25 protein-coding genes, 2 tRNA genes and 1 riboswitch are annotated in these 26,673 nt (G+C 67.8%); of the genes, 10 read left to right on the top strand and 17 right to left on the bottom strand.

The genetic code is table 11. The features are described from left to right. Window positions 1-25 precede the first annotated feature (25 nt). Window positions 26-205, top strand: coding sequence for a glycine zipper 2TM domain (locus ABFP37_RS01220; protein WP_078026364.1), 180 nt, complete (start codon window positions 26-28; stop codon window positions 203-205). 121 nt (window positions 206-326) lie between these two features. Further along, window positions 327-734 (top strand): hypothetical protein, encoded by a 408-nt coding sequence (locus ABFP37_RS01215; RefSeq protein ID WP_056629491.1) that lies wholly within the window; start codon window positions 327-329, stop codon window positions 732-734. A gap of 54 nt (window positions 735-788) precedes the next feature. Here the strand turns inward: ABFP37_RS01215 and ABFP37_RS01210 are convergent. From ABFP37_RS01210 to ABFP37_RS01185, 6 genes are all read right to left on the bottom strand, one after another. Continuing rightward, a tRNA-Asn gene (locus ABFP37_RS01210) sits at window positions 789-861 on the bottom strand. Between the two features lie 125 nt (window positions 862-986). Next, window positions 987-1,059 (bottom strand) — tRNA-Asn (locus ABFP37_RS01205). 78 nt (window positions 1,060-1,137) lie between these two features. Then, window positions 1,138-3,015 carry a DNA primase gene (gene dnaG / locus ABFP37_RS01200; protein WP_078026363.1) on the bottom strand — a complete coding sequence of 626 codons (1,878 nt, stop codon included), beginning with the start codon at window positions 3,013-3,015 and terminating at the stop codon, window positions 1,138-1,140. Window positions 3,016-3,067: 52 nt separating this feature from the next. Next, window positions 3,068-4,387: a deoxyguanosinetriphosphate triphosphohydrolase gene (locus ABFP37_RS01195; protein WP_347032493.1), complete on the bottom strand. Its 1,320-nt coding sequence runs from the start codon at window positions 4,385-4,387 to the stop codon at window positions 3,068-3,070. Further along, window positions 4,380-5,561, bottom strand: coding sequence for a tRNA dihydrouridine synthase DusB (dusB, locus tag ABFP37_RS01190; RefSeq protein WP_078026362.1), 1,182 nt, complete (start codon window positions 5,559-5,561; stop codon window positions 4,380-4,382). The genes ABFP37_RS01195 and dusB overlap by 8 nt, the downstream gene beginning before the upstream one ends. Window positions 5,562-5,615: 54 nt before the next feature. Next, complete coding sequence (locus ABFP37_RS01185; RefSeq protein WP_347032492.1) at window positions 5,616-6,935, bottom strand: YibE/F family protein; 1,320 nt, start codon at window positions 6,933-6,935, stop codon at window positions 5,616-5,618. A 179-nt stretch (window positions 6,936-7,114) separates the two neighbouring features. Between ABFP37_RS01185 and ABFP37_RS01180 the strand changes: the two genes are divergently transcribed. The 3 genes from ABFP37_RS01180 to ABFP37_RS01170 are packed head-to-tail and all read left to right on the top strand — an operon-like array spanning window position 7,115 to window position 10,184. Next, on the top strand, window positions 7,115-7,888 hold the full coding sequence (locus ABFP37_RS01180) for an alpha/beta fold hydrolase (RefSeq protein ID WP_347032491.1): 774 nt from the start codon (window positions 7,115-7,117) through the stop codon (window positions 7,886-7,888). Next, a complete protein-coding gene (locus tag ABFP37_RS01175; protein ID WP_347032490.1) occupies window positions 7,885-8,685 on the top strand; it encodes a DUF1295 domain-containing protein in 801 nt (266 codons plus the stop codon). Before ABFP37_RS01180 ends, ABFP37_RS01175 begins: the two co-directional genes overlap by 4 nt. Window positions 8,686-8,741: 56 nt before the next feature. Further along, window positions 8,742-10,184 carry a TIGR00366 family protein gene (locus ABFP37_RS01170; RefSeq protein WP_347032489.1) on the top strand — a complete coding sequence of 481 codons (1,443 nt, stop codon included), beginning with the start codon at window positions 8,742-8,744 and terminating at the stop codon, window positions 10,182-10,184. 71 nt (window positions 10,185-10,255) lie between these two features. Here ABFP37_RS01170 and ABFP37_RS01165 read toward each other — a convergent pair whose 3' ends face one another. The 3 genes from ABFP37_RS01165 to ABFP37_RS01155 all read right to left on the bottom strand — a co-directional run bounded on the left by ABFP37_RS01165 (window position 10,256) and on the right by ABFP37_RS01155 (window position 13,720). Next, window positions 10,256-11,224, bottom strand: coding sequence for a GNAT family N-acetyltransferase (locus tag ABFP37_RS01165; RefSeq protein WP_078026359.1), 969 nt, complete (start codon window positions 11,222-11,224; stop codon window positions 10,256-10,258). Between the two features lie 2 nt (window positions 11,225-11,226). Next, complete coding sequence (locus ABFP37_RS01160) at window positions 11,227-12,612, bottom strand: glycine--tRNA ligase (protein WP_078026358.1); 1,386 nt, start codon at window positions 12,610-12,612, stop codon at window positions 11,227-11,229. Between the two features lie 133 nt (window positions 12,613-12,745). Continuing rightward, window positions 12,746-13,720, bottom strand: coding sequence for a DMT family transporter (locus ABFP37_RS01155; protein WP_347032488.1), 975 nt, complete (start codon window positions 13,718-13,720; stop codon window positions 12,746-12,748). 33 nt (window positions 13,721-13,753) lie between these two features. Here ABFP37_RS01155 and ABFP37_RS01150 point away from each other — a divergent pair, with 33 nt between their 5' ends. Then, window positions 13,754-13,987, top strand: a complete 234-nt coding sequence (locus tag ABFP37_RS01150) for an RNA-binding S4 domain-containing protein (RefSeq protein ID WP_078026356.1) — start codon at window positions 13,754-13,756, stop codon at window positions 13,985-13,987. A 77-nt stretch (window positions 13,988-14,064) separates the two neighbouring features. Here ABFP37_RS01150 and ABFP37_RS01145 read toward each other — a convergent pair whose 3' ends face one another. Next, window positions 14,065-14,715: a phospholipase gene (locus tag ABFP37_RS01145; protein WP_078026355.1), complete on the bottom strand. Its 651-nt coding sequence runs from the start codon at window positions 14,713-14,715 to the stop codon at window positions 14,065-14,067. 76 nt (window positions 14,716-14,791) lie between these two features. Between ABFP37_RS01145 and ABFP37_RS01140 the strand changes: the two genes are divergently transcribed. Genes ABFP37_RS01140 through ABFP37_RS01130 form a run of 3 tightly spaced genes read left to right on the top strand, consistent with a single transcriptional unit; the run spans window position 14,792 to window position 17,430 of the window. Then, window positions 14,792-15,661, top strand: coding sequence for an SGNH/GDSL hydrolase family protein (locus ABFP37_RS01140; protein ID WP_078026354.1), 870 nt, complete (start codon window positions 14,792-14,794; stop codon window positions 15,659-15,661). Between the two features lie 32 nt (window positions 15,662-15,693). Further along, window positions 15,694-16,842 carry a winged helix DNA-binding domain-containing protein gene (locus ABFP37_RS01135; RefSeq protein ID WP_347032487.1) on the top strand — a complete coding sequence of 383 codons (1,149 nt, stop codon included), beginning with the start codon at window positions 15,694-15,696 and terminating at the stop codon, window positions 16,840-16,842. Window positions 16,843-16,896: 54 nt separating this feature from the next. Then, complete coding sequence (locus ABFP37_RS01130; RefSeq protein WP_347032486.1) at window positions 16,897-17,430, top strand: hypothetical protein; 534 nt, start codon at window positions 16,897-16,899, stop codon at window positions 17,428-17,430. A 60-nt stretch (window positions 17,431-17,490) separates the two neighbouring features. Here ABFP37_RS01130 and ABFP37_RS01125 read toward each other — a convergent pair whose 3' ends face one another. The 4 genes from ABFP37_RS01125 to mmsB all read right to left on the bottom strand — a co-directional run bounded on the left by ABFP37_RS01125 (window position 17,491) and on the right by mmsB (window position 21,378). Next, window positions 17,491-18,177, bottom strand: a complete 687-nt coding sequence (locus ABFP37_RS01125) for a hypothetical protein (protein ID WP_347032485.1) — start codon at window positions 18,175-18,177, stop codon at window positions 17,491-17,493. Next, complete coding sequence (locus ABFP37_RS01120) at window positions 18,102-18,638, bottom strand: hypothetical protein (protein ID WP_347032484.1); 537 nt, start codon at window positions 18,636-18,638, stop codon at window positions 18,102-18,104. The genes ABFP37_RS01125 and ABFP37_RS01120 overlap by 76 nt, the downstream gene beginning before the upstream one ends. A 237-nt stretch (window positions 18,639-18,875) precedes the next feature. Continuing rightward, window positions 18,876-20,360: a CoA-acylating methylmalonate-semialdehyde dehydrogenase gene (locus tag ABFP37_RS01115; protein ID WP_078030007.1), complete on the bottom strand. Its 1,485-nt coding sequence runs from the start codon at window positions 20,358-20,360 to the stop codon at window positions 18,876-18,878. 115 nt (window positions 20,361-20,475) lie between these two features. After that, window positions 20,476-21,378 carry a 3-hydroxyisobutyrate dehydrogenase gene (gene mmsB, locus ABFP37_RS01110; protein WP_347032483.1) on the bottom strand — a complete coding sequence of 301 codons (903 nt, stop codon included), beginning with the start codon at window positions 21,376-21,378 and terminating at the stop codon, window positions 20,476-20,478. A 125-nt stretch (window positions 21,379-21,503) separates the two neighbouring features. Here mmsB and ABFP37_RS01105 point away from each other — a divergent pair, with 125 nt between their 5' ends. Beyond that, window positions 21,504-22,427 carry a LysR family transcriptional regulator gene (locus ABFP37_RS01105; RefSeq protein ID WP_347032482.1) on the top strand — a complete coding sequence of 308 codons (924 nt, stop codon included), beginning with the start codon at window positions 21,504-21,506 and terminating at the stop codon, window positions 22,425-22,427. Window positions 22,428-22,493: 66 nt separating this feature from the next. Here ABFP37_RS01105 and ABFP37_RS01100 read toward each other — a convergent pair whose 3' ends face one another. The 3 genes from ABFP37_RS01100 to ABFP37_RS01090 all read right to left on the bottom strand — a co-directional run bounded on the left by ABFP37_RS01100 (window position 22,494) and on the right by ABFP37_RS01090 (window position 26,411). Further along, complete coding sequence (locus ABFP37_RS01100) at window positions 22,494-23,612, bottom strand: zinc-dependent alcohol dehydrogenase family protein (RefSeq protein ID WP_347032481.1); 1,119 nt, start codon at window positions 23,610-23,612, stop codon at window positions 22,494-22,496. Between the two features lie 109 nt (window positions 23,613-23,721). Then, window positions 23,722-25,104 carry an MFS transporter gene (locus tag ABFP37_RS01095; protein WP_078030011.1) on the bottom strand — a complete coding sequence of 461 codons (1,383 nt, stop codon included), beginning with the start codon at window positions 25,102-25,104 and terminating at the stop codon, window positions 23,722-23,724. 194 nt (window positions 25,105-25,298) lie between these two features. Further along, window positions 25,299-26,411, bottom strand: coding sequence for a homoserine O-acetyltransferase (locus tag ABFP37_RS01090; protein WP_185982304.1), 1,113 nt, complete (start codon window positions 26,409-26,411; stop codon window positions 25,299-25,301). 12 nt (window positions 26,412-26,423) lie between these two features. Next, window positions 26,424-26,539: riboswitch (SAM riboswitch) on the bottom strand. Between the last annotated feature and the right edge of the window lie 134 nt (window positions 26,540-26,673).

The raw sequence follows: 26,673 nt of genomic DNA, 5'->3' as shown, positions 1-26,673 counted from the left end.
AGCACGCAGCCAGTAGGCTGGCAGCATGACCCGCAAACCGCACCGCAACCGCCGCGGACTGTTCGTTGGAGCGATCCTCGGAGCGGTGGCAGGGTACTTCGCCGGCAGGGCCGTGGGGAACCCTGCGATGGGCATCATCCTTGGTGCCGTGGCGGGTTCGGCGCTGCTGTACCGCCTCAATCCGGGGCCATGGAACCGGCCCTGAGCCGGCTCTGAACCCGCTTTGGGAACCGGCGAGGGACCCGGCACTGAGCGCCCGCTCTCCCTTACGGCCAGCTGCTGCGGCCATCTTTTCGGCGCGGCCCCGTGCGCGATAAAGTTGTTACGTGCCTCACTGGCAGGATCATCCTCCACTTCCGGCCACGTGGCAGCGCTGCGACGCCGGCATACTGCCGTTGTGGTGGGACCGGCTGTGCACACAGACCAGTGCGCAGTCGGCAGCTCTCTATGCGGCGGGACTTTTCACTGAAGACCGACGGCGGCCCATAGCCCAGTGGTTCAACCCGGCATTCAATGCGGCCCTGCTGGTGGCCCCGGAGACGTCCCCGGAATGGCCGGTTCAGCGCTTCGGCATCTTCTACGCCCCGCCCGACGGCGGGTTCACGCGCGTCCATTCCTCTCCGCACGAATGGCACCCGCGGGAGCCCCGGAAGTCGCCCACAGAAAGGGAGGCCTTCGCCGAGGCCGTGGCCGAGGCCGAGAGGTTCCTCCAGGTGGAGATGGACTTCGTCTGAATCGCTACTTAAGACAACAGCCCCCGGCCTCATGAGGCCGGGGGCTGTTACTTGCTCCTCCTGCTGGACTTGAACCAGCAACCCTTCGATTAACAGTCGAATGCTCTGCCAATTGAGCTAAGGAGGAATGAAGCAGGTATGACATTAGCAAAGGTTCCGCCGCTATGGGAAATCGGCGGAACAGGGCGGCGAAATACCCCGCCCGGGTATGAAAAAGTCCCCGTTCCGGAGGCCCGGAACGGGGACTGTGCGCTCCTCCTGCTGGACTTGAACCAGCAACCCTTCGATTAACAGTCGAATGCTCTGCCAATTGAGCTAAGGAGGAATGAAGCGGGTATAAGCCTAGCAAAGACCCTGCCGGGAAACGAAATCGGCCCCGGGCCGGGCCTCCTCGCAGGGCGGTTTAGGCGTCCGAGCGGAGCGAGCGGCGCTCCATTTCCAGCATCATAAGTTCGCGGTTCAGCCGCTGGAATTCCTCCGGCTGGGCGCTGGCATCCAGCCGTTGCAGCTGTCCCATCTTTTCCGCCTTCACGCGCGTGATCTGCAGCTCGAAGAGCCTCGCCAGGATGTCCCGGCAGTATTTGAGCACGCCCTCGGCGGTGTTGGCCGGCAGCGGGACCACGGCGAGCTCGGAGACCAGCGGCTGCAACGGCTCCGGAACCTCCTGGCGCAGCTTCTCCACCCACTGCACAGGATCGCCGATGAAGCCGTGCCCCGTGGCACGGATGGCATCGTGGATGGCTTGGTAGGCCGGAGTGGCGAACCGGACGGCCGCAAACCGCTCCCAGATGCCGCCGCCCAGCATTGCCGGCTCCTGGAGGGCCACCTCCAGCGCCTGGCGCTCCATGGAGGCCACCGGGTCCCGCGGATCAGGACGGTTGAAGGACGGGAGGACGCCCGACGCCGGGAGCGGGGCAACGCCGGGAGCAGAGTTATGCGGGGCGCCCTGGGCGCCGCGCTTGGCGGCCGCGGCAACCGCGCCGCCTACGTCCTCGATGGACATTCCCAGCCATCCGGCCAGCTCCCGCGTGTACGCGGGGCGGATGCCGGCGTCGCGGATCTGGGCCACCACCGGTGCGGATTCCCGCAGCGCGGCCACGCGGCCTTCCACGGTGTCCAGGTTGTGCCTCTTCAAGGCCGCCCGGATGGCGAATTCAAAGAGCGGCCGGCGTGTGGCGATCAGTTCGCGGACAGCTGCGTCACCCCGGGTCTGGCGCAGGTCGCAGGGGTCCGCGCCGGTCGGCTCCACGGCAACGTATGTCTGGGCGACGAAGCGCTGATCCTCCTCGAAGGCCCGCAGGGCCGCCTTCTGGCCGGCGGCGTCGCCGTCGAAGGTGAAGATGACCTCTCCCCCGGTGCCGTCGTCGGACAGCAGCCGGCGGGCGATCTTGATGTGGTCGGCGCCGAACGCTGTGCCGCAGGTGGCCACCGCCGTCGGGATCCCCGCGAGGTGGCAGGCCATGACGTCCGTGTAGCCCTCCACGACCACCAGCTGGCGCTCCTTGGCGATGCTTCGCTTGGCGAGGTCGATGCCGTACAGGACCTGGGACTTCTTGTACAGGGTGGTTTCCGGGGTGTTCAGGTATTTGGGGCCCTGGTCATCCTCGTAGAGCTTGCGCGCGCCGAAGCCGATGGTGTCCCCGGCGATGTCCCGGATGGGCCAGATGAGGCGGCCGCGGAAGCGGTCGTAGATGCCCCGGTTGCCTTCGGAAAACATGCCCGTCAGTTTCAGCTCGGCATCCGTGAAACCGCGGCCGCGGAGGTGTTTCAGCAGCGCGTCCCAGCCCTGCGGCGCGTAGCCGACGCCGAACTGATCCGCCGCCGCGCGGTCGAATCCCCGGAGCTGCAGGAACTTCCGGCCCTCGGCGGCGCCCTGTGTCAGCAGCTGCGAGCGGAAGAATTCATCGGCCACCTTGTGGGCGTCCAGGAGCCGCTGGCGCTTGCCCACCTCCTCGCGGTTCGGGCCGGTGCCGCCGTCCTCGTAGCGCAGCTCGTAGCCGATCCGGGCGGCCAGCTTCTCCACGGCCTCGTGGAAGGAGGTGTGGTCCAGCTTCTGCACGAACGCGATGACGTCGCCGTCCTCGCCGCAGCCGAAGCAGTGGTAGCGCCCCACCTGGGGGCGGACGGTGAACGACGGCGAGCGCTCATCGTGGAACGGGCACAGGCCCTTGAACGAACCCAGCCCGGCACCCTTGAGCGTGACGTACCCGTCGACTACTTCCTTGATGTCCGTGCGCTGGCGTACTTCATCGATATCTTCACGTTTGATCAGGCCGGCCACGAAGCCATCCTAGTCCCGGGGGCCGACAACGAAGCGCAGACAGTGGCCTCCGTCACCACAGGGACGGCAGGCTGCCGACCAGCCGTTCGTACATGGCCAGCGCGGAGCCGTCCGTCAGCGACGCCACCTGGTCGATGACCACGCGGAGCCGCGCGCCGTCGTCGGCCGCATCCCGCCAGTCGGCGGCGAACATCGGTTCCAGGTGCCGGTCCCCGGAGGCGTTCAGGGACGTCACGAGGGCGTGCAGGACCTCACGCTGGCGTTCGTAGATGGGCTGGCGGTGGTCCGTGGTCATGACGAACGTGGTGGCCAGGCCCTTCATCACGGCGATTTCCATGACGGTCTCGTCCGGGACCATGAGTTCGGCCCGGTAGCGTGTCAGTCTTTCCGGGCCGTAGACGGCGCGGGTGGTCTCCAGTGCGCTTTGGCAGAACCGGCCGATCAGCTGGCTGGTCATGTCCTTGAGCGCCGCCATGGACTTGCGGCTGCCGTCGGCCTCGCGCACCCAGACGTCGGTGGCCTCCAGCCGGGCGAGGGCGGCGTCGATGGCCGCGGGATCGTTGTGGGGCAGGTACCACTGCTTGGCGTAGCCCACCACGCGTGCCCGGTGGTCCGGGTTGTCCATCCAGCGCAGCTGGAAATGGCCGGCGACGATGGCGTCCTCGACGTCGTGGACGGAATAGGAAATGTCGTCGGCGAGGTCCATGACCTGGGCCTCGAGGCACGAGCGGCGCTCCGGCGCCCCCTCCCGGATCCAGTTGAAGATGGGCAGATCGTCCTCGTAGGCGCCGAACTTGCTAGTGCGCTGGCCATGGATCACCGGGGCGTCCAGGGCGGACCACGGGTACTTGGCCGCTGCATCCAGGCTCGCCCGCGTGAGGTTCAGGCCGGCCGGCAGGCCGGCCGGGTCCATGACCTTCGGCTCGAGCCGGCTGAGCAGCCTGAGCGTCTGGGCGTTGCCTTCGAAGCCGCCGATTGCGTGCGCCATCTCGTTCAGCGCCGACTCGCCGTTATGGCCGAACGGCGGGTGTCCGAGGTCGTGGCTGAGGCAGGCGGTGTCCACGACGTCGGGGTCGCAGCCCAAGGCACGTCCGAGCTCACGGCCCACCTGCGCCACCTCGAGGCTGTGCGTCAGCCGGGTCCGGACAAAGTCGTCCGTGTCCGGCGCCACCACCTGGGTCTTGGCACCGAGCCGGCGCAGGGCCGAGGAGTGCAGCACGCGGGCCCGGTCACGCTCAAAGTCGGACCGGTAGGTGTTTTTGGGCGGTTCCTCCACCCAGCGGGCCGAATCGTGGGGCCCGTAGCCGGGCAGGGGCTGGGACGGCCCGCGGGCGGGGACCAACTGGCTCTCGGCGAGCTGGCTTTCACCCACCGGACACGTCCAGTTCCGCGGCGGAGATGTCGCGGGTCTGCTCTGCGTCCATCTGCCGGCTCAGCAGCCAGTCCTTGGGCAGCGCCGGCTTCTTGGGCGAACCGGCGCGGCCGCGCGGGCCTTCCGAATCGGCGCCCGGGTAGGGCAGGTCCATGTCCAGCTGGTCCAGCAGTTCGCGCAGCACCTCCAGGGTGGGCACGGTGGCCAGCTTGGCGCGCAGTTCGCCGCCCACGACGTAGCCCTTGAAGTACCAGGCCATGTGCTTTCGGATTTCGCGCAGGGCCTTGTATTCGTCGTTGCCGAAGGTCTCCACCATGAGTTCGGCGTGGCGGTACACGCCTTCGGCCACCTGGCGCAGGCCCGGGCGGTGCCGCTCATCGCTTCCTTCGAAGGCGGCCTGCAGGTCGCCGAAGAGCCACGGGCGGCCCTGGCAGCCGCGGCCCACCACTACGCCGTCGACGCCCGTTTCGCGGACCATGCGCACGGCGTCCTCCGCGGACCAGATGTCGCCGTTGCCCAGCACGGGGATGTCCGGGAGGGCCTCGCGCAGGCGGGCGATCGCTGACCAGTCGGCCTGGCCGGAGTAGAACTGTGCGGCCGTGCGGCCGTGGAGCGCGACGGCGGCAACCCCGGCATCGCGGGCGATGCGGCCGGCGTCGAGGTACGTCAGGTGGTCGTCGTCGATGCCCTTGCGCATCTTGATGGTCAGCGGGATGCCGCCCTTGGACGCTTCCTTCACCGCGGTCTGCACGATGGCGGTGAAGAGGTCGATCTTCCACGGCAGGGCCGAGCCGCCGCCGCGCCTGGTGACCTTGGGCACGGGGCAGCCGAAGTTGAGGTCGATGTGGTCCGCGCGGTCCTCGTCAACGAGCATGCGCACGGCCTGCCCCACCGTGACGGGGTCCACGCCGTAGAGCTGCACGGAACGGACTTTCTCGTCGTCGTCGTGCGAAATGATGCGCAGCGACTCCGGCGTGCGTTCCACCAGTGCGCGGGAGGTGACCATCTCCGCCACGTACATGCCGCCGCCGTATTCACGGCAGAGCCTGCGGAAGGCGGTGTTGGTGATTCCGGCCATGGGTGCCAGCACCACCGGGGTGTCCACGGTGATGGGGCCGAGTTTCAGCGGCGGAAGTTCCAGCTTGGGGGCGGGAGGCGTTGCTACAACAGTCACCCGTCCATTGTCTCAAAGACGGGCAAATCGAGCAGGAACCGCCGACGGCGGCGTTCAGCCGCGCTGGGCGGCCCGCCTGCCGCGCCGGGTCTCGGACGCCGGGCCGAACGCCTCGTCCGCCGTCCGGGTTTCCCCGGCGACCGCCGCCGCAGCCGCCAGCGCTCCGGTGTCCTCGACGTCGTCGGGCGTCACGGCAGCCTGGCCGCCGGTGCGGATGCCGGTGGCCTTGACCACGAGGACGGCGATGAGCGTGGTGACGGGAATGGCCAGCACCAGGCCGATCGATCCCACCAGGGTGCGGATGACCTCCTCGGACAGTTCGGCGCTGGTGAGCGCCTCGCCGAGCGGGCGGTCGTAGAGCATCACGATGATGAGGACGGGCAAGGCCGCGCCGGCGTATGCGAAGGCAATGGTGTACACGGTGGAGGCGATGTGGTCCCGGCCGATCCTCATCGCGGACGTGAACAGCTTGCGGGCGCTGGTGGCCGGCGCCAGTTCGTACAGTTCCCAGACCGCCGAGGACTGCGTGATGGTGACGTCGTTCAGGACGCCAAGGCCGGAAATGATGAGCCCGCACAGGATGATGCCGGAAATGGAGATACTGCCCGAGATATTGGTCAGCGTGGCGGCATCGTGGTTCCCCACCCCGGCGAGGTTTGCCGCGTCCGTTGCCCAGGCCGCAAGCAGCGCCGTGATGCCCAGCCCGAATATGGTTCCCAGCAGGGCGGTGGACGTCCGCGCCGAGAAACCGTGCGCGAAATACAGGACGCCGATCATGATCACCGTGGATCCCACCAGCGCCAGCAGGAGCGGCGGCTTCCCCTCGACGAGCCCGGGCAGCATGAAGCTCACCAGCACAAAGTAGGCGCCGACGAGGCCGATCAGGGCGCGGAGTCCGCGCCAGCGCGCCACCGCCACCACCACCAGGGCGTAGAGGACAGCCAGCAGGATGATGGGCATGGTCCGGACAAAGTCCACGAAGATGTAGGCCGGCGAACCCTGGGCAGCGGACGCGCCCTGGGCGTTGGAGAGGTTGAGGTAGCGGATGTTGTCGCCAACCCGCACGCCGTGGGATTTGGCGATGTCAGGGTTGATCACCACCTTGACCGGGTTGCCGCCCTTGTCCGGCTCGGTGAAGGCGAACGTGCACTGGGAGCCGCCGCCGTCCTGGGCGCCGCCCTGGGAACCCTGTTGCGGGTTCTGCGCCGTCGCCTGGCTGCAGCCCTCCGTGACGACCCGCTGGATCCGGCCGGTGTCAAAGCTGACGCCGGGGGCAGCGGCATACGGATTGGCGAGGGTCAGGCCCTCGCGGCTGCCGGACGGCCACAGCGCCGCCATGGCTGCGAGCGTCAGCAGGGTCAGCGGAATCAGCACCGCAGCCAGAATCCTGTTTGCCTTCCGGCGGGCGGCAATCTGTTCGGCGGTTGGCTCCGAATGCCCTGTGTGACCGTGGGAGTGACCTGAACCCATCAGCAGTTAGACCTCATGCTTGAACTCTACGGCGGGCACCATAGTGTTGATAAATAGACCACAGGAAGTCGGAGGACGCAGGAGTGAGCCAGCGCAGAACTGACCGGCGCGAGACGGTACCCGCAGCACTGCCGGAGGGAACGCCGTCGGAAGCTGTCCTGACCGTCCTGCACCCGGCCGGAACCACGCGGGGCGTGGCGCTGGTCCTGCACGGAGGCCGCTCGCACAGCTTCGAGCCGGTCGAGGCCCGCCATTTGAGCCCGGCCCGGATGGTGCCGTTTGCGCGGCATTTGCACCGGGCGGGGAAGGACCGGGGGCTGGCGGTATGGATCCTGCGGAACCGCGTGCGCGGCTGGAACGGCGACGAGATGTCACCGCTGAAGGACGCCCGCTGGGCCTTGGCGAAGATCCACGAAGCGCATCCCGGCCTCCCCGTGTACCTGCTGGGGCACTCGATGGGCGGCCTCACCGCAATCTGCGCGGCGGACGATCCCCAGGTGGACGCCGCGGTGGCACTGGCTCCGTGGCTCGATGACACCACGCCGGCCACGCCGCTGGCCGGGCGGAAGCTCCTGATCGTGCACGGCGACCAGGACCGCTGGACGAGCCCGGCGGCCTCACTGCGGTTCGCCCGACGCGCTGCCCAGGAGGCCGGGGTGGTGCAGTACGTGTCGCTCCGGGGCGCCGGGCACTTCATGTTCCGGCGCGTGCGGCTGTGGCACACGCTGGCCACGGGTTTCCTGATGAAGGCCTTCACCGACAAGACCGGCGGGGCGGGGGCCAAGCCGTCCGCGCCGGCAGCTGCGCTGGATCGGATGCTGCCGCCCGCCGCCGGAAACGTTCCGGTGGTGTTGTGAGCCCGTTCCCGCTGGAGGCGTTCCTGGCCGGTCTGCCGTGGACGGCGCTATCCGTCATCGTGGTGCTTGGCGTGACTTTTGCGGTGGCCGTGGCCCAGGGCCGGCACTCGGTCATGGACGTGGCGTGGGGGCCGGGATTCGTCGCCGTCGCGGCCGTCTCCTTTGCGTTGTCGGCCGGCGCGGGAGATGACGCGAGGCGGCTGCTGCTCCTGGTCCTGACGGGGATCTGGGGGAGCCGGCTGGGCACGCATATCGGCCGGCGCGCCCGCGGCGGGCACGAGGATCCGCGCTATGCCGCTCTTCTGGAAGGCGCGCCCGGGTCGCGGAACGTCTACGCCCTCCGCCGGGTGTACCTGCCGCAGGGCACGGTGATGTTCTTCGTGTCCCTGACCGTGCAGGTGGGCATGTTCAGCACGGGGCCGCTGGGGGCGCTCGCCGTCGCCGGCGTGCTGTGCTGGCTGATCGGCTTCTTCTTTGAGGCCGTAGGCGACTGGCAGCTGGCGCGCTTCAAGGCGGACCCGTCCCGGCGTGGAACGGTGCTGGACACGGGGCTGTGGCGCTACACCCGCCACCCGAACTATTTCGGCGACGCCGCCGTCTGGGCCGGGCTGTTCCTCATCGCGGCGGATTCCTGGCCGGGAATCCTCACGGTTCTCTCTCCCGCGCTGATGATCTGGACGCTGGCAGGCAAGACCGGCAAGCCGCTCACCGAAAAAGCCATGTCCGGCCGCCCCGGCTACCGCGAGTACGTGGAGTCCACGAGCGGCTTCATCCCCCGGCCGCCGCGGCGCCACTGACTTCCGGCGCTAGGCTCCATAGGTACGCACACACTCAATGGAGAGGGATCCTTCCTGTGGCAGACAGAGTCCTGACAAGAAGTGAGATCGACGAACGCGGCCTGGCCCGCCTGGCCCAGCGGCTGGCGGCATGGACGGAAAAGTGGTTCCCGGATGCCTACATCTTCGCGCTGGCCGGGGTGGTCCTCATTGCCGTGGCCGCCCTCGCCATCGGCGCCTCACCCCAGTCCATCGCCGATTCGTTCGGCAACGGCTTCTGGGACCTCACCGCCTTCACCCTCCAGATGGCCATGGTTGTGCTGACCGGCTACGTCGTGGCAACGTCTCCGCCGGTGGCGAAGCTCATCAACAGGCTTGCGCTGGTTCCGTCGACGGCGCGGACCGCCGTGAGCTTCGTGGCGATGCTCTCCATGTCCGTTTCCTTCCTCAACTGGGGCCTCAGCCTCATCTTTGGCGGACTGCTGGCGCGTGCCATCGCCCGCCGCAAGGACCTGTCCGTGGACTACCGGGCGCTCGGCGCGGCCGCCTTCATGGGCCTCGGTGCCGTGTGGGCACTCGGGCTGTCATCCTCGGCCGCGCAGCTGCAGGCCACGGCCGCCTCTCTGCCGCCGGCCCTCCTGAAGATCACGGGGATCCTGGACTTCGGCACCACCATCTTCACGTGGCAGTCGCTGCTCACCCTGGCCATCCTGATGGCGCTCACCACGGTCATCGCCCATTTCTCGGCGCCGCGCGGTGCCGCCGTGCGCACGGCCGAGGACCTCGGTGTGGACCTCGACGACGATCTCACTGAACCGGCGCCGCGGTCGCGGCCGGGCGAATGGCTGGAATACAGCATGATCCTGCCGATCCTCGCCGGACTCCTGACCCTGGGCTGGCTGGTGTCGCAGTTCCTCACCAAGCCGTTCCTGACCGTGGTGAGCAGCCTCAACGGATACCTGCTGGTGTTCCTCATCCTGGGGCTTGTGCTGCACCGCACTCCGCGGAACTTCCTGCAGGCGGTGACCAAGGCCGTGCCCGCGACGGCCGGCATCCTCGTGCAGTTTCCGCTGTACGCAGCCATGGCGGCCATCCTCACGAAGGCGACCGGCAACGGCGGCATGTCCCTCTCGGCGCACCTGGCCGAATTCTTCTCGGACATCGGCGGCGGCGGCGCGTTCGCCGTCGTGATTGCCCTCTACACCGCCGTGCTGGGGCTGTTTGTTCCCTCCGGCGGCGGCAAGTGGCTGGTGGAGGCGCCATACGTCATGCAGGCGGCCACGGATGTGAACATGAACCTGGGCTGGACCGTCCAGATCTACAACATCGCCGAGGCCCTGCCCAACCTGGTCAACCCGTTCTTCATGCTGCCGCTGCTCGCGGTGCTCAAGCTGCGGGCCCGGGACCTGGTGGGCTTCACGTTCCTGCAGTTCGTGTTCCACCTGCCCGTGGTGCTCCTGCTCGTGTGGCTGCTGGGAATGACGTTCGGCTTCGTTCCCCCGGTAATCCCGAGCAAGTAGCTGTTAACCCCGCTGACCCGCAGCAGCCACCGTTGGAAACGGTCACTACTGCGGGTCAGCGGGGTTAAGGGCTAGGCCGGGTCGGAGACGACGAACGTCTCGGACCCCTGGCGACGGGCCTTGCCGGATTCCATCAGGGGTTCGACGACGGCGCGCAGCGCTGTCATGGAGTCGTCCAGTTCCATCAGGACCGGGTACTGGTATGCGATGAGGGCCAGGAGATCGCGGACCGCGGCCTGGGCCTCGTCCGGGTCCAGCTCCGGCTCATGGCCGAGGAACACATCCGAGGGATGGTCCGAGCTGCCTTGCGCATAGCTGACGGCGAACGCCTGCAGCCTGCCCTTCTTCGATGCCGGCACGCCCTGGCCGAAGGCGCTGGCCTTCGGGGCCCGCAGCACAATCGCGCCGTGGGCGCCGCTGAGGTCGTCCAGGAACAGCCGCTGCACCGTGGCGACGCTCAGGTCGCCCGGGCTGTCCCAGCCGTGCACGGCGGTGTAGTACCTGCCCACCACGTCGGAGAGCTCCACCGAACCGGTGGCCAGATCCTCGATGCGCTCCGACGCCGCTTCCTCGGAACCGTCCCCGAAGACGGGGAGCTTCAGCGCGGCCGGCTCCACCACCACGAGCTGCGAGCGCTGGATGGGAGCGAGCCCGGCCGCCTCCGCGAAGGCCGCGCCGGGAGTGCCCGGCTCCACCTTGCACCGCAGCTTGGAAACGCCCGACGCCGACCCTTCAGCCTCGCGCCGGAGCATGACCAGCAGGGTGGAACCTATGCCGGTGCGGCGGTGGTCCCGCGCCACCTCGATGTAGGCCCAAAGGCGCTCCGGGTGCAGCGACGCCTCGTGGACCACGCCGGCAGCCACCGGGATGGCGACGCCGTCAACAACGTCCTCGGCCACGATGCAGCGGCGCCAGGGAGAGTTGCCGGACGGTGCCAGCGTTCCGCGGAACTGTCCGGCCTGGACGGTTTCCGGGTCTCCCCAGACCTCCAGCAGCGCGAGGTCGTCGCCCTCGCGCCATTCACGGTATTGGATCGCCACGCCTAGGCGCCGATCAGCCGTGCGGCCAGGTAGCCCTCCACCTTGTCCAGGGAGACACGCTCCTGGCTCATGGTGTCGCGCTCACGGATGGTGACGGCCTGGTCGTCGAGGGTGTCGAAGTCCACCGTGATGCAGAACGGGGTACCGATTTCGTCCTGGCGGCGGTAGCGGCGGCCGATCGCGCCGGCGTCGTCGAAGTCGATGTTCCAGTTCTTGCGGAGCTGGGTGCCGAGGGCCTTGGCCTTCGGCGAAAGGTCCTCGTTGCGGCTCAGCGGAAGCACGGCGGCCTTGACCGGGGCTAGCCGCGGGTCCAGCTTGAGCACGGTGCGGACGTCCACGCCGCCCTTGGCGTTGGGTGCCTCGTCCTCGGTGTACGCATCGATCAGGAAGGCCATGAACGACCGGGTCAGGCCGGCAGCAGGCTCGATCACGTACGGCGTGTAGCGCTCGTTCGTGGCCTGGTTGAAGTAGCTCAGGTCAGTGCCCGAGGCCTTGGCGTGCGTGGTGAGGTCGAAGTCCGTGCGGTTGGCGATGCCTTCGAGCTCGCCCCACTCGGAGCCCTGGAAACCGAAGCGGTACTCGATGTCCGTGGTGCCCTTGGAGTAATGGCTGAGCTTGTCCAGCGGGTGCTCGAAGAAACGGAGGTTGTCCTCGCGGATGCCCAGGCCGGTGTACCAGTCCATGCGCTCCTTCATCCAGTACTGGTGCCACTGCTCGTCCGTGCCGGGCTCGACGAAGAATTCCATCTCCATCTGCTCGAACTCGCGGGTGCGGAAGATGAAGTTTCCGGGCGTGATCTCGTTGCGGAAGGACTTGCCGATCTGGCCGATGCCGAACGGCGGCTTCTTGCGCGACGTGGTGAGCACGTTGTTGAAGTTCACGAAGATGCCCTGGGCCGTCTCGGGCCGCAGGTAGTGCAGGCCCTCGTCGCTGGCCACGGGGCCGAGGAAGGTCTTCAGGAGCCCGGAGAACTCCTGCGGTTCGGTCCATTCGCCGCGGGTGCCGCAGTTGGCGCAGGCGATGTCCTTGAGGCCGTTTTCAGCCGGCCGGCCCTTCTTTTCCTCGTACTCTTCCTCGAGGTGGTCGGCGCGGTAGCGCTTGTGGCAGGAGAGGCACTCAACGAGCGGATCGGAGAAGACATCCACGTGGCCGGATGCTTCCCAGACCTGGCGGGGAAGGATCACGGAGGAATCCAGGCCAACCACGTCCTCGCGGCCGCGCACCACGGACTGCCACCACTGGCGCTTGATGTTTTCCTTCAGCTCGGCACCGAGGGGGCCGTAGTCCCAGGCGGAACGCGAGCCTCCGTAGATCTCGCCGGCCTGGAATACGAAGCCCCTCCGCTTGGAGAGGGAGATGACCTGGTCGAGGACGGATTTTGCTGCCATGGGAACTCCAATTTCTACAGGGCCGCTGGGTGCGGTCCGCGGTTTCTGGCCCCGGAACCCCGGCTGGTTGCCGGGCGGGGGGTGTGCGAAGGGAAGAATGTGCAGAAAGCTGCGTGTCCTAGCCTACCGGGCGCTACCTCCGAAAGGCGCCCCGCGGCCACGGCAGGGTTGCGACGACGATGGCCGCCAGGGTCAGCAGTGTCCCGAGCACCGTGGGCACTTCCACCACGGTGCCGGGGGCGGGAACCAGCAGATCAAGGCCCAGCGAGCCCAGGAGCTGGCCGGCGATCATGCCGAGCCCGGTCACTAGCACTCCGAGGCTGCGCACCAGCAGGGCACCGACTCCGATGAAGACGCATCCCATGGGGCCGCCGAGGTAATACCACCACTCCCCCGGCAGCGGGTTGCCCGCACCGGCGATCGCCAGCTTCACGAGCAACGCCGTCCACAGCACGAAGCCGCCGGCGATGAAGTTCACCAGGGTTGCCGCGATCGGCGTGCCGTAGTGCATGGTGGCAGTGCCGTTCATCGCCTGCTGGAAGCTCATGAGGAAGCCGGCCGCCACGGGAAGGAGCACCAGGAGGATTAGCTGGGCGGGGTCGCTGGCGGCGCCGGAGGCCCCGAAGCGCGGCGACACTGCCCACGCCACAGCCGCGATCGTGAGGACGCAGCCGATGACGCGGATGCCCGTCACGGCCTTCTTGCCCCCCGGGCCTATTCCCAGCCGGTCCACGAGCAGCCCGCTGACGGTCTGCCCCGTGACAGTGGACACGGTGAACAGCGCGACCCCCAGCAAGCCGATCGTGAAGGACTGCGCGAAGACGAAGAAGGCACCGATGCCTCCGGCCAAGGCGTAATACGGCGGGAAGCGCCGTTCGCGCAGGGCCGGCAGTATCCGGCGGAGGCCGGCCCGTCCGCGCGGCAGGATCAGGGACACAAGGATCATCACGGCCAGGCCGGTGCTGAAACTGACCACGGCGGCGGCGATGCCGTCTCCGAGGCGGGCACCCAGGGCACCGTTGATCCGTCCCTGGACGGGGATGGCCAGGCCGGCGGCCACGGCCATTGGAAGGCCCGCGGCAAGCGGAAGCCGGGGTGCATGGGTCATTGGATTCACCTTACGTCAGGCATCATTACTGGTATGAGCAACCAGGAAATCGAAGAGATCCCCATCCGCGACGCCATGATTCGTCTGGGCCAGCTCCTGAAGCTCGCCAACCTCGTGGAGGACGGCGTGGAGGCCGCGGAGCTGATCAAGAACGGCCTGGTGAAGGTCAACGGCGAGATCGACGACCGCCGCGGCCGGCAGCTTCACGACGGCGACACGGTCACCGTCAACGGCCAGACCGTCCGGGTCAGTGCGCCAGCGGCGTAACGCGGCTGCAGAGGGGGCTGTGTAGGGGGCAAAGCTGGGCCGGCCATGGTGAATGAGACGCCGTGGCCGGCGCAGGTTTACTTGTTCAGCACCTCATGGGTAAGGAACTCGGACACGTGGCCGATCTCCTGGGCGTTGATGCCGTGCCACATCCCCGTGTAGAGCACCTTGGTCAGCTTCACGTGGTTCCGGACCCACCCCATCGTGTACTCGATCTTGTCCGGTGTGATGACCGGGTCCTGCTGGTCCCGGCCCCAGAAGAGGGGCACGGTGCCGTCGAGCTCGGCGTCACGGAACTCGCCGTCGACGCCCGCGTTGACCACAAAGCCTGAAAGCCCGACGACGGCGGCGAAGTCCGCGGGGCGCTGCCGCAGCAGCGTGGTGGCCATCGCCATTCCCATGGAGAAGCCGAGGAGCGTCACGGACGGGTGGTTCGCCCTGACGGTGTCGAGCCAGTCGAGGACGTATCCGGAGGCGGCCTTGACCGCGTCGACGGAGTAGTCGGCCGTGCCGGTCAGCGGGAACCAGGAGAAGCCCGGCCCCATGGCGATGGGCGCGCGGACGGAAGCCACGGCAAACTCGTCCGGGAGCATGTCCGCCAGGCTGAGCAAGTCCTGCTCGTTCGCTCCGTAGCCGTGCAGCAGGACCAACAGGGGCTTGCCGGCCCGTGCCTCCTCGGGCTCGGACCACAGAACGACGGGGGCAGGAAAGGAGTCGGCAAAAGTCATGGCTCCATTCTTGCAGTTACCCGCCAGTAACAACCTACGGTGGCGTAGCTTGGCAGGGACAAGGCAGGATGTGAGGGTGAGCGGAGCCGAATCGATGCAGAATCCCCAAGGACCTCCCGGCCGCCACCCGTGGAGCCGCTATGTCGCCATGGGAGACTCCTTCACCGAAGGAATCGGTGATCCCGAACCGAGCAGCCCGGGCGGCTACCGGGGGTGGGCCGACCGCGTGGCGGAGGAGCTGGGGCGCGGCCACGACGACTTTGCGTACGCCAACCTGGCCGTGCGGGGCCGCCTGCTCCAGCAGGTCATCGACCAGCAGCTCGCCCCCTGCCTGGCCCTCAAACCCGATCTCGTGACGCTCTCCGCCGGAGGCAACGACCTCATCCGCCCTGGCGGGGACCCCGATACCCTGGCCGAACGGCTCGACCCCGTCGTGCAGATCCTGACGATGAGCGGCGCGACGGTGGTCCTGTTCAACGGCCCCGACACCGGTTCGTCCGTGCTTGGCCGGATCCGCAGCAAGGTGGCCATCTATAACGAGAACCTCCGCACCATCGCCGCCCGGCATGACGCCATCATCGCCGACATGTGGTCCCTCCGTCAGCTGAAGGACCCGCAGATGTGGGACGAGGACCGCCTGCACTTTTCGCCACTCGGCCACCACACCATTGCGGCAATGGTGCTCGAGGCCCTCAACGTCCAGCACAGTCTTGAGCCGCTGGCCGCCAAGCCGCTGCCCCCGCGCAGCTGGCGTGAGGCCCGCACCGGAGACCTCGTCTGGGCACGGGAGTACTTTGTGCCCTGGGTGGTCCGGCGCCTGCGCCACCGCTCCTCCGGAGACGGCATCACCCCGAAGCGCCCCACCCCGGGACCCGTGTTTGGTCCGGGGGTTCCGCTGGGTTCCGGCGAAGGCCCCCTGGGCTCGGAGGACGCGGTCCGGCAGTAGCAGCGGGCTGCGCGTAAGGAGCGACGGCGGAGATGGAACCGGAGGACGTGGTACGGATCCGGCTGGCGAGCCAGCAGCTCCGCGCTCCTGCCGCGGCCACGGCGGACGACGCGCTGAAAAACCTGCTCGCCGTTCAGGCCCAGGAATTTCCCTATGCCCGCTGGTCCCTGGCGCAGCGGACTGCGGACGCCACCGCGGACGACGTGGAGCAGGCAGTCGCTGACGGGAGGATCCTCCGGACCCATATCCTGCGGCCCACCTGGCATTTCGTGCACCGGGACGACTTGCCGTGGCTGCGGGCACTGTCCGCTCCGCGCCTGCACCGGACCAATGCCGGGACGTACCGGAGAACCGGGATCGACTCCGAGACTGCGGCAAAGAGCGCCGCAGTGTTGGCTGCGGCGGTGGCGGACGGCGCACATCGGACACGGGAGCAGCTGGCAGCGGAACTGCAGCGTGCGGGTTTTGCGGCCACGGGGCTCGGCCTGGCCTACCTGATCATGCATGCCGAAATCAGCGGAGTGCTGACGAGCGGGGTGCCCGTGCGCAGTGCGGGCGGCGCCCTCCGGCAGACCTACGCGGCCTTCGACGAACGCGTCCAGGGGGCGCCGCCCGGCCTTACCGCCTTATCCAAAGAGGAATCCCTGGCCGCGCTGGCGGTGCGGTACTTCCGGAGCCGCGGCCCTGCCACGGTAAAGGACTGCGCCGACTGGTCCGGCCTGACGATGGCCGACGTTCGGCTGGGGCTGGCGCTCGGGCTGGAAGCCAACCCCGCGGCGCTGGAGACTTCAACGATCGACGGCCTCACGTTCTATTTCCGGGCGCCTGACTCTCTATCGCTTGGCCGGCGGCCGCGGATAGACCTCGTGCAGTGCTACGACGAATACATCATGGGGTACTCGGTCTCCCGCCATTACCTCGGCGGAAGCGCGCCGGCATATCCGCTTGATGGCGCTCCCCTGCACATGGTTCTCCTGGACGGACGCATGGCCGGTTCATGGCGGCATTCGTTCGTGCGGAACGGATCCGCCGGGCAGCGCTGCGAACTGGACGTCCGCCTGCCCGGGATGCGCGACGGGCCCGGCGATGAGGCGATGAACCAAGCGCTTCACCGGAGCATGGCGCAGTACGGGGATTTTCTGGGCATGCCAGCCTCCCTCCGGTCCGGAGACCGCTCCTGAACAGATCATCCGGGAGGACTAAGCTGGAACAACACTCACGAGAGGCCCTCCACTGTGAACAATTTGTTTTTCTGGATCATCATTCTGTCGTTCCTCGTTCCCGTGGGAATGCGGATGTACCGGCGGTCCGTACAACGCAGGGACCAGGGGCAGGGCTTCTCCGGACAGTTTGATGGCCGGTTCGGTGGCCCTCATCAGGGCCGGCGGGACAACGGGCCCAGGGACGGCTACACCCAGCAGGACTACCTCAGCGGTGGCCTTGGACTTCCGCCGGGCGGCCGGCAGGAGCTTCCCCCGCTGGACCAGCCTTACGGATACCCTCCCTACCCGGGATCGCCTGGCGCGGGTGCTAACCCCTCAGGAGCGCCGGGGCCCATGCCGTACGAGGACAGCCCCGGGTACCGCGCCAACCCGCAGCAGCAGTCAGGGCCCCCGCAAGGGGGCGTTGCCCCCTCGGCTCCCCCGCCACCGTCGGCCCCGCAGGGATTCCGCGCCCGGAAACTGGCCGAACTCGACCAGCAGTACAGCAACGGTGAAATCTCCATGGAGGAGTACATGACCCGCCGCAATGACATCACCAACGGGTAGCAGGACCTCAAACTACTGTCTGCCAACGCGCTCTCTCCGGTGCGCGGCGTCGATTGACTCCTAGGCGGCAACCGCGGCTTTGGCCTGCGCGCGTTTGAGGGCTGCGCGTTTGAGGCTTTTGGCGTGGCGCAGAAGCTCGCGCCTGCGTCGGCGGCTTCCGGACGGCGCGGTGCCGGCCATTAGCGACGCGGCCCGTGAGGTATCACTGAGTGGTGTGCCGGGCAGTGGTGGCGCGGTGGAGTGGTAGCTGTGGCCGGTGGGGCTGCGGATCTCGAGGGTGTGCCTTCGTCGGCCGGCGTCACCGGGTCGGGCATCGGCGGGCCCGCGGCGCGGCTCTGCCCGCCAGCCGGGGGCTTCTTTGGTGTGGTCGCGGGCCCGGATGAAGCGGCGCAGCCCGGCCGGGAAGAGCCTGGCACGGGAATCCATGGCGGTCAGTTCCCCGGTGCCCGGGGCGGTGTACAGCCGCCGCAGCCAGACATCCACAGTGGCGTTCCCCGTGGCGGCTTCCGCGCTGAGTGCGCCTTCCGCGATATGTGCGTCTTCCGCAGCGGCTGGCCGGCCCTCCCTTACCGCGGCGTCCCGGACGGCAGCCCGGACCCAGGCGGCGGGGACGATGCTGTAGCCGGGGAGGCGGGCGGGTTCGGAGTCGCCCTGGAGGAGGGTGCGGTCGGTCATGACGAGCTGGATCTCGATGCCGGTGATCCCGCCCGGCGTGCCGGTGATCCGTTCGACGAGGTCATCGGCCATGATCTGCCCGCGGGAGCGGCCGTCTCCCGTCCCGGCGAGGGTGTCCGCGTGCCGGGTAAGGGCGGCGTGGACGGCGACGCCGGGTGACCGGGAGCAACGCGCCATTCGTTCAGTTCCCCGGCGCTCAGCGCAGCCAGGGTGCGGGGCATCTCCGTCACCAGGGCCCTGGCCAGGCCCAACAGCCGGGACCCGCGGGCCGGGGATTCGCGCCGGGCCAGCGCGATCTGCGCCCCTACGCCCTTGCCGCGTTCATCCGCCGGGACCCCCGCCGCGGCCTGCGCGCGGCGCTGGCCTGCGTCGAACCCCACCGCGATCCGGGCCTGCAGCGCGGCCGCGGCGGACTTCAGATCCTCCAGATCCCGCATCTGATCAATCATCCCGGCACCGCCGTCACTGCAGGGGCGGATGCCGGCCAGGGACGCGATCAGGTCCCGCACACTCGTGCCGGCTCCCGCCGCCACTTCTCGATCCTGTCCCGGTTCCCCATGCCTTCCATACCTGAAGTCTGCCAGCGACCACTGACAAAAAACGGCGGCCACCGGAACTACAAATCCGAACCCTGAATGTTGAGTGGGACTCTGCCGGCAAATCCGCGGCAGAAACTGAACGGCCCGTGTCCCCGCCGCTTTTGGCGGCGGGGACACGGGCTGTCTTACTGCAGGCCCGGTGCTTGAACGGTCGGACGCTTAGCCGACCATTCAGTCGACCTGCGGGAACCCGAGGTCAATGACGGACGTGGACGGATCGGGCCAGCGGGTGGTCACGACTTTGCCGCGCGTGTAGAAACGGATGCTGTCCGGCCCGTACATGTGCGTGTCGCCGAACAGGGAATTCTTCCAGCCGCCGAAGGAGAACGTCCCCACCGGCACCGGGATCGGCACGTTGACGCCCACCATCCCGACCTCGACGTCGAACTCGAACTGCCGCGCGGCGCCGCCGTCGCGGGTGAAGATGGCCACGCCGTTGCCGAACTCGTTCTCGTTGACCAGCCGCACGGCGTCGTTGTAGGTGTCAACGCGCACCACTGACAGGACCGGGCCGAAGATTTCGTCGTCGTACACCTTCATGCCGGGCTTGACGTGGTCCACCAGGCTGACGCCGATGAAGAAGCCGTCCGAATCGAACTGCTGCGAACGGCCATCCACGACGACGGTGGCACCTTCGTTTTCGGCGCCCGCCACGTAGGACGCAACCTTGTCGCGGTGGTCAGCGGTGATCAGCGGCCCCATCTGGGAGGACGGGTCAGTGCCTGGGCCGATCTTGAGCGTCACCATGCGGCTGCTGATGGCCGAGACAAGATCGTCGGCGATGTTCCCGACGGCGACGAGCACGCTGACCGCCATGCAGCGTTCACCGGCCGAGCCGTACGCGGCCGAGATCGCGGCGTCCGCAGCCATGTTCAGGTCGGCGTCGGGCAGGACCACCATGTGGTTCTTGGCGCCGCCGAGGGCCTGGACGCGCTTGCCGTGGTCGGCTGCCCGCTTGTAGATGGACTGGGCGATCGGCGTGGACCCGACGAAGCTGACAGCTTTCACGTCGGGGTGTTCCAGCAGGACGTCCACGGCCTCCTTGTCGCCCTGGACCACGTTCAGCACGCCTGCTGGCAGTCCCGCTTCGGCGAAGACCTCGGCGATGAACACGGCGGACGAGGGGTCCTTCTCGCTGGGCTTCAGCAGCACGGTGTTGCCGCAGGCCAGCGCGCTGCCGATCATCCAGAGCGGCACCATGGCCGGGAAGTTGAAGGGCGTGATGCACGCCACCACGCCCACGGGCTGCCGGACGGAGTGAACGTCGACGCCGCTGGAGACTTGTTCTGACCGCTCGCCTTTGAGCATGTGGGAAAGTCCGGTGGCGAACTCGATGTTCTCGAGGCCGCGGGAGATTTCGCCTTCGGCGTCGGAGAGGACCTTGCCGTGCTCGCTGGTGAGGATCGCCGCGAGCTCGGGCTTGCGCTGCGTCAGGATTTCGCGGACGCGGAAAAAGATGTTGGTGCGCTTGGCAAGGCTCGTTGCCCGCCAGGCCGGCAGGGCCGCACGCGCCGCTGCGATGGCCTCCTCGACCCGGGCGGCTGAGGCGAGCGCAACCTGCTTCTCCTGCTCGCCGGTTGCGGGGTTGAAGACGGGGCCGAAACGGTCGGCGTCGCTGACGCGGTTCCCGTTGATGAAATGCGGAATGGTTTCCATGGATGTCTCTTTCTGGCGGGTCCGGCACGGGCTGTTCCGGACGGGGGCGGGTCGGCGTTGACCGTGGGGTGAATGGAAGCGCGTGAAATGAATCGGGTGAAACGGGAGTGGGCGGCTACTTGGTGGTGTCCAGCGAACCGTCGACCAGCTTGATGATCATGGAGCAGTCCTTGCCCGACTCGCCGGCGTCGATGAGCTGCTGGAAAAGCTGCTGGACGTGCCTGCCGATCTCCAGGGGCGTTCCGGTGTCCTCCGCGGCGCTGATGGCCAGGCCGATGTCCTTGTTGGCCAGCTCGGTGGTGAAGGTAGGAGCAAAATCGTTGTTCGAGGCGGCGGTGGAAACCACGCCCGGCACGGGGTACCAGGTGCGCAGGGCCCAGCTGTCTCCCGAGGAGACGGACGCGATGTCCCAGAAGACCTGCTTGTCGAGCCCGAGGCGATCGGCCAGCACGGCTCCTTCGGCCGTTGATGCGAGGTTGATGAAGAGCATCAGGTTGTTGCAGATCTTGGCGGCCTGCCCGGTGGTGGCCCCTCCGGTGGGGATGATGTTGGAGGCCATCGGTTCGATGTAGCCGGTGGCGTCGGCCACGGCCGCCGCCTCGCCGCCCACCATGAAGGTCAGGGTTCCGGCCTTGGCGCCGCTCATGCCGCCCGAGACCGGGGCGTCGACGAAGCGGAAGCCGGCGGCAGCGGCGGCGTCGTGCAGTTCCTGCGCGGAGGCGATGTCGATAGTGGAGGAGTCCACCAGCAGCGTGCGGGTGTTGGCGTGCGCGAGGACGCCGTCCTGGCCCAGGTAAACAGCCTTGGCGTGCTCGCCCTTGGGCAGCATGGTGAACACGACGTCGGCGCCGTTAACGGCGTCCGCGATGCTCGCCACCGGCTTCACGCCGCCTGCTTCGGCGGCTGCGACCGCTGCCGGGTTCAGGTCGAAGCCCCGCACGTCATGCCCGGCCTGCGCCAGGTTTGCCGACATGGAACCACCCATGTTCCCCAGACCGATCCAACCGATTACTGCCATGGCGCAAGCTCCTTTGCTTTGGGTCCGGCCGCTGGGGCCGAAGGTTCTGTGTCAACCATCACACCCTGCTACAGTGCAATCAAGGGGAAAAAATACAGACGGCATGTGCATTGATGCACATACGAGTGAAAGGCACATCCGTGGACTCGCGGCGGCTTCCTAGTCCGGACGACCTGCTCATCCTGCTGACCGTGGCCCGCCTGGGCCGGTTCAACGCGGTGGCGGAGACGCTGGGCACCACCCACACCACCATCTCCCGAAGGATTCTCGCCCTCGACAAGCAGCTCGGCGGCAGGACTCTCGAACGCAGCCCGCACGGCTGGGAGCTGACGCAGCTCGGGGCGTCGGCGGTGACCGCAGCCGAAGCCATCGAGGAGACCCTGGGGTCGCTGTCCGGGCTTATCCGTCAGGATCAGCATGCGCTCTCCGGCCTGGTGCGGATCAGCACGTCGGACGGCTTCGGGTCCGAGTTCGTCACCCCCGCACTGGTCCGGCTCCAGCGGCAGCACCCTCTGCTGAACGTGGAGATGCTCAGCGCCACGCGGAAGGTCAGCCAGAACCGGTCCGGCGTGGACCTCGAAATAGTGGTGGGCAGGACCGACGTCAGCAACGCCCAGACCATCTTCCTGAGCAATTACTACCTCCGCCTCTACGCCAGCTCGGCGTACGCCGACGAATTCGGGCTCCCGGAAACGCTCGACGGCGTAGGGCAGCACAGCTTTGTGTCCTACGTGGAATCGGCCCTGCAGGTGGCCGAGCTGGGTCACCGGTGGTCCGCGCAGCTGCCCGTGCCGAAATCCAGCTTCCAGGCCACCAGCGTGTTCGCCCAGGTGGAGGCCGTGCGCCGGGGCGCCGGAATCGGCCTGCTGCCGAATTTCATGGTGTCGGGGAAGCCGGAGTTCGTTCCTGTCCTCCCCGGCGACTTCCAGCGCCAGTTGCCCATCTGGGCAGTGGCCCGCCCCGAATCGCTCCGGTCAGCCCCGGTGCAGGCCGTGATCGCATCCCTCAAGGAGGAAGTGCACACACGCCAGGAGCTGCTGGCCGGCTGAACTGTGCTGGCCGGCTGAACAGCGTGACCGGCTGAACAGCAGCACAAGAACGACGGCGGGACGGCGTCACGCCCGGAACAGCCGCCGGACCACGCGCCCGGAGGCAAGGGCGTCCAGCCCCTCGTTGATTTCGGCCAGCGGCCTGGTGTCCGTGTGCAGGAGTTCGACCGGCAGCCGGCCGTCGCGCCAGTAGCCCAGATACAGCGGGATGTCCCGCCCGGGAACGGCGTCGCCCATGTAAGAGCCCAGCAGCCGCTTGCCCGCGCCCGCGAACTGCAGCGCCGGGACGGTCAGCTCGGCGGACGGGTGGGGCAGGCCCACCGAGACCACGGCTCCGCCCCTCGTCACCCGCTCCAGGCACGATGCGATCACACCGGCCGAACCCACGGCCTCGATGGCAACATCCACGCCGTCGCCGGTGGCCTCCGCTATGAGCCGGGCGGCATCATCGGGGGTGCCCACCGCCGTCGCGCCGCAGTCGAGGGCCAGCTGGTGTTTGCCGGTGTTGGGGTCGATGGCGATCACTGCGGAGGCCCCGGCGAGCGACGCCGCCATGACGGCGGAGAGCCCCACGGCACCCAGCCCGAAGACGACAACCGACTGGCCGGCGTCGACCGCTGCGGTATTGAGGACGGCCCCCATGCCAGTGAGCACAGCGCAACCGAACATCGCCGCCACGGTGTCCGGGACGTCGTCGTCAATGGCCACCACGGATTCCCGGGCCACGACGGCGTAATCGGCAAACGCGGAGACGCCCAGGTGGTGGTTGATCCGCTCGCCAGACGGCGTCCGCAGCAGCGCCTCACCGTGCAGCAGGTCGCCGGAACCGTTGACTTCCGCTGCCCGGTGGCAGAGGGCGGGGCGGCCGGCCTTGCAGGCCCGGCAGTCACCGCAGCTGGGCACGAAGACCAGCACCACGTGATCCCCGACGGAAATGTCCGCAACGCCCTCCCCCACGGCCGCGACCCGCCCCACGGCCTCGTGCCCCAGCGCCATGGGGAGGGGCCGGACCCGGGAGCCGTCCACTACGGAGAGGTCCGAGTGGCACAGGCTGGAGTAGGTGATGTCGATGCCCAGCTCACCGGCCCGGGGCTCGGGCCGGTCCAGGTCCTGCACCACGAGGGGCTGCGCCTCGGCGTACCTGGTTCCGGACGGGACGGTTGAATAGAGGATTGCTGCTCGCATGGGGATCCTGCCTTTGCGTGAATGGCTGACACGCAGCTGCCCGGGCCCGCGTTGGCCGCGGGTCCGGGCAGCTGCCTGGTGATGTTGCCTGTTCCTCTTGCCGGGGCGCTTACTTCCTGCCGGCTGCGAGGAGATCGGCCGTTCCCTGGGCATCGGCGGCGTCAACGTCGTGGAGCGAGATGCCGCGGGTTTCCTTGAGGAAGTACACCGAGACAGCAGTCACGACGCAGGCTGCCAGCAGGTACAGGGCCACCGGAACAGAGGACTTGAAGCTGCCCAGCAGCGCCGTGGCGATGATCGGTGCCAGCGAGCCGGCCACAATGGACGTCACCTGGTAGCCGAGGGAAACGCCGGAGTAGCGCATCCGGGTGGGGAACATTTCCGCCATGATGGACGGCTGGCCCGCATACATCAGTGCGTGGAACAGCAGGCCGATGGTGATGGCGGCGAGGATGACCATGTCGTTCTTGGTGTCCATCATCGGGAAGGCGAAGAAGCCCCAGGTTCCGCCAAGGACGGCGCCTGCCATGTACACCGGCTTGCGGCCGAGGGAGTCGGAAAGCTTGCCGACCATCGGCACGGCGCAGAAGTGGATGAAGTGCGCCACCAGCAGGAGCAACAGGATCCGGGACGTGTCAGTCTGCACCACAACCTTCAGGTAGGTGATGGAGAAGGTCACCACGAGGTAGTAGAGGATGTTCTCGGCAAAGCGCAGGCCCATGGCCGTGAAGACGCCGCGGGGGTACCGGCGGAAGACTTCGGCGACGCCGTAGCCTTTCTTTTCGACCGTGACTTCCTTGCGCGCCTCGAGGAAGATCGGGGCATCCTGGACCTTGGTCCGGATGTAGTAGCCGATGATGACGATCACGGCCGACAGCCAGAAGGCGACGCGCCAGCCCCAGCCGAGGAAGTCGGCCTGCGACAGCGTGGAGGAGAGGGTGAACAGTACGCCGGTGGCGAGCAGGTTGCCCATCGGGACGGCGGACTGGGGCCAGCTGGACCAGAATCCGCGCGATTTGCTCGGGCTGTGTTCGGCCACGAGCAGGACGGCGCCGCCCCATTCCCCGCCGACGGCGAAGCCCTGGACGAAGCGCAGGAAGACCAGCAAGGCCGGTGCCCAGTAGCCGATCTGTGCGAAGGTCGGCAGGCAGCCCATCAGGAAGGTGGAGATACCCACCAGGACGATGCTCAGCTGCAGGAGCTGTTTGCGGCCGAACTTGTCGCCGAAGTGGCCAAAGACGATGCCGCCGATCGGGCGCGCCACGAAGCCGACGGCGTACGTGACGAACGCGGCAATGATGCCGTCCAGCTCCGTGCCGGAGTTGGGGAAGAACATCTTGCCGAACACCAGGGTGGCCGCCGAGGCATAGAGAAAGAACTCATACCACTCAACAACGGTGCCCGCCATGGAGGCCGTGACGACTTTTTTCAGGCCGGATGCCTTGACATCGGTTTCCTCTACGCGCCTTGCGGCGGAGTTTTCCGTACTCATTAGTGAACTCCTTCGGGGTCTTCTTCGACGCCCATGGGACCAGTCAGTGGCGGACGTGTGTGACGCGCACCACGAACCGCCGGTTCCAACGAGTATGGTCTGCCATTGCTGCAAGCTCAACGCCAAATAGTGCAGAACGCATCTGCATAAATGCACATTCCGGCAGCGCCTGGCGCCGCCGTGTGCGGCGGCGGCTAAGCCAGGAAGTGGTCCCTCAGCTGGGCATTTAGCTGCCCGATGTCTGTGAGGAAGCCGTCGTGGCCGATCGGCGCCTCGATCACATGGACGTCGACGTCGCCGGGCAGCGCTTCGGCGAGCTCGCGGGACTGGGCCGGGAAGTACAGCCGGTCCGTGTCGACGGCGGCGACGAAAAACTCGGCGGTGGTCCTGGACAGCGTTTCCTTCAGGGTTCCGCGCCCGCGGCAGATGTCGTGGCTCATCAGTGTTTCCGTGATGGCGATATAGCTGTTGGCATCAAAACGCCGCACAAGCTTGCTGCCCTGGTGGTCCAGGTAGCTTTCCACCTGGTACCGGCCGCGGACCCCCAGGGATTCGGCCTCCAGCGGCGCCTCGGAGGTCTGGGCGTTCCTGCCGAACCGGAAATCGAATTCGTAGGCGGAACGGTACGTGATGTGCGCGATCCGCCGGGCCAGTGCCAGCCCCGCCTCGGGCAGCGGGCCGCCGTAGTAGTCCCCGCCGTTGAAGTTGGGGTCCTGCCTGATTGCGAGAGTCTGCGCTTGGGCGAAGGCGATCTGTTCGGCGGTGCTGTTGGCCCCTACCGCTATAACGCCGCAGCGGCGCACGCGCTCCGGGTAGGTGACGGCCCACTCGAGGGCGCGGGCCCCGCCCATGGAACCGCCCAGCACCGCGAACCAGCTGCTGATGCCCAGCTGGTCCGCGAGCCGCGCCTCGGCCGCGGTGGAATCCCGCAGCGTCACGAGCGGGAAGCGTGATCCCCACGGCTTGCCGTCCGGCGCGGCCGACGACGGCCCCGTGGATCCGTAGCAGCCGCCGACGATGTTGATGGACACCACGAAGAACCGGTCCGTATCAGCCGGGGCACCCGGGCCGGCCAGCTGCTCCCACCAGCCTTCTTCATTTCCGCTCCCCCGCGTGACGTGAGTACTCCCCGTGAGGGCATGCTGGACGAGGATGGCATTGGAGCCGTCCTCGTTCAGAGTTCCCCAGGTTTCGTAGGCAAGGGTCACGTCCGGAAGGAATCCGCCCGCTTCAAGCTCCAGGCTGCCGATGTTGACGTATTGCACAGTGCCGTCCGGGACTTCGGTGCGGGTGACGGAAATCGTCATAGGTAAACCTCTTCTACGCGCTTGCCTGCCGACGACTGACCGGCAGGCCAGGTCTTCACCCGGGGCACCCCGCCGCGGAAGGAGGGTTGCCGGCCAGCAAGCCGGGGCTGTTGCTGGCACTCATGACCTAGGCTAAGTTTACGAAACACGTCGCCGCCTGCGCGAAGATTGTGACGGTTGTGTGACTCCCGGCCGCGCTGCGGCCTTGGGAGTGCACACCTTAGGCGCCCTTGGCCGCCCGGAATCCGGCGTCGAGATCGGC

It is taken from the genome of Burkholderia sp. RS01 (genome assembly GCF_039748055.1).
Taxonomy (GTDB): Bacteria; Actinomycetota; Actinomycetes; order Actinomycetales; family Micrococcaceae; genus Arthrobacter.
The sequence above is the reverse complement of the archived record's forward strand: the minus strand, read 5'-3'. Positions and strand labels throughout refer to the sequence as shown.

What these genes read in the sequence shown, in the direction of transcription:
- ABFP37_RS01220 (WP_078026364.1), top strand. Translation starts at nt 26, where the DNA reads ATGACCCGCAAACCGCACCGCAACCGCCGCGGACTGTTCGTTGGAGCG.
- ABFP37_RS01095 (WP_078030011.1), bottom strand. Translation starts at nt 25,104, where the DNA reads ATGAGTACGGAAAACTCCGCCGCAAGGCGCGTAGAGGAAACCGATGTC.
- ABFP37_RS01150 (WP_078026356.1), top strand. Translation starts at nt 13,754, where the DNA reads ATGAGCAACCAGGAAATCGAAGAGATCCCCATCCGCGACGCCATGATT.
- ABFP37_RS01160 (WP_078026358.1), bottom strand. Translation starts at nt 12,612, where the DNA reads ATGGCAGCAAAATCCGTCCTCGACCAGGTCATCTCCCTCTCCAAGCGG.
- ABFP37_RS01145 (WP_078026355.1), bottom strand. Translation starts at nt 14,715, where the DNA reads ATGACTTTTGCCGACTCCTTTCCTGCCCCCGTCGTTCTGTGGTCCGAG.
- mmsB (WP_347032483.1), bottom strand. Translation starts at nt 21,378, where the DNA reads ATGGCAGTAATCGGTTGGATCGGTCTGGGGAACATGGGTGGTTCCATG.
- ABFP37_RS01090 (WP_185982304.1), bottom strand. Translation starts at nt 26,411, where the DNA reads ATGACGATTTCCGTCACCCGCACCGAAGTCCCGGACGGCACTGTGCAA.
- ABFP37_RS01125 (WP_347032485.1), bottom strand. Translation starts at nt 18,177, where the DNA reads ATGGCCGATGACCTCGTCGAACGGATCACCGGCACGCCGGGCGGGATC.
- ABFP37_RS01135 (WP_347032487.1), top strand. Translation starts at nt 15,694, where the DNA reads ATGGAACCGGAGGACGTGGTACGGATCCGGCTGGCGAGCCAGCAGCTC.
- ABFP37_RS01155 (WP_347032488.1), bottom strand. Translation starts at nt 13,720, where the DNA reads ATGACCCATGCACCCCGGCTTCCGCTTGCCGCGGGCCTTCCAATGGCC.
- ABFP37_RS01115 (WP_078030007.1), bottom strand. Translation starts at nt 20,360, where the DNA reads ATGGAAACCATTCCGCATTTCATCAACGGGAACCGCGTCAGCGACGCC.
- ABFP37_RS01100 (WP_347032481.1), bottom strand. Translation starts at nt 23,612, where the DNA reads ATGCGAGCAGCAATCCTCTATTCAACCGTCCCGTCCGGAACCAGGTAC.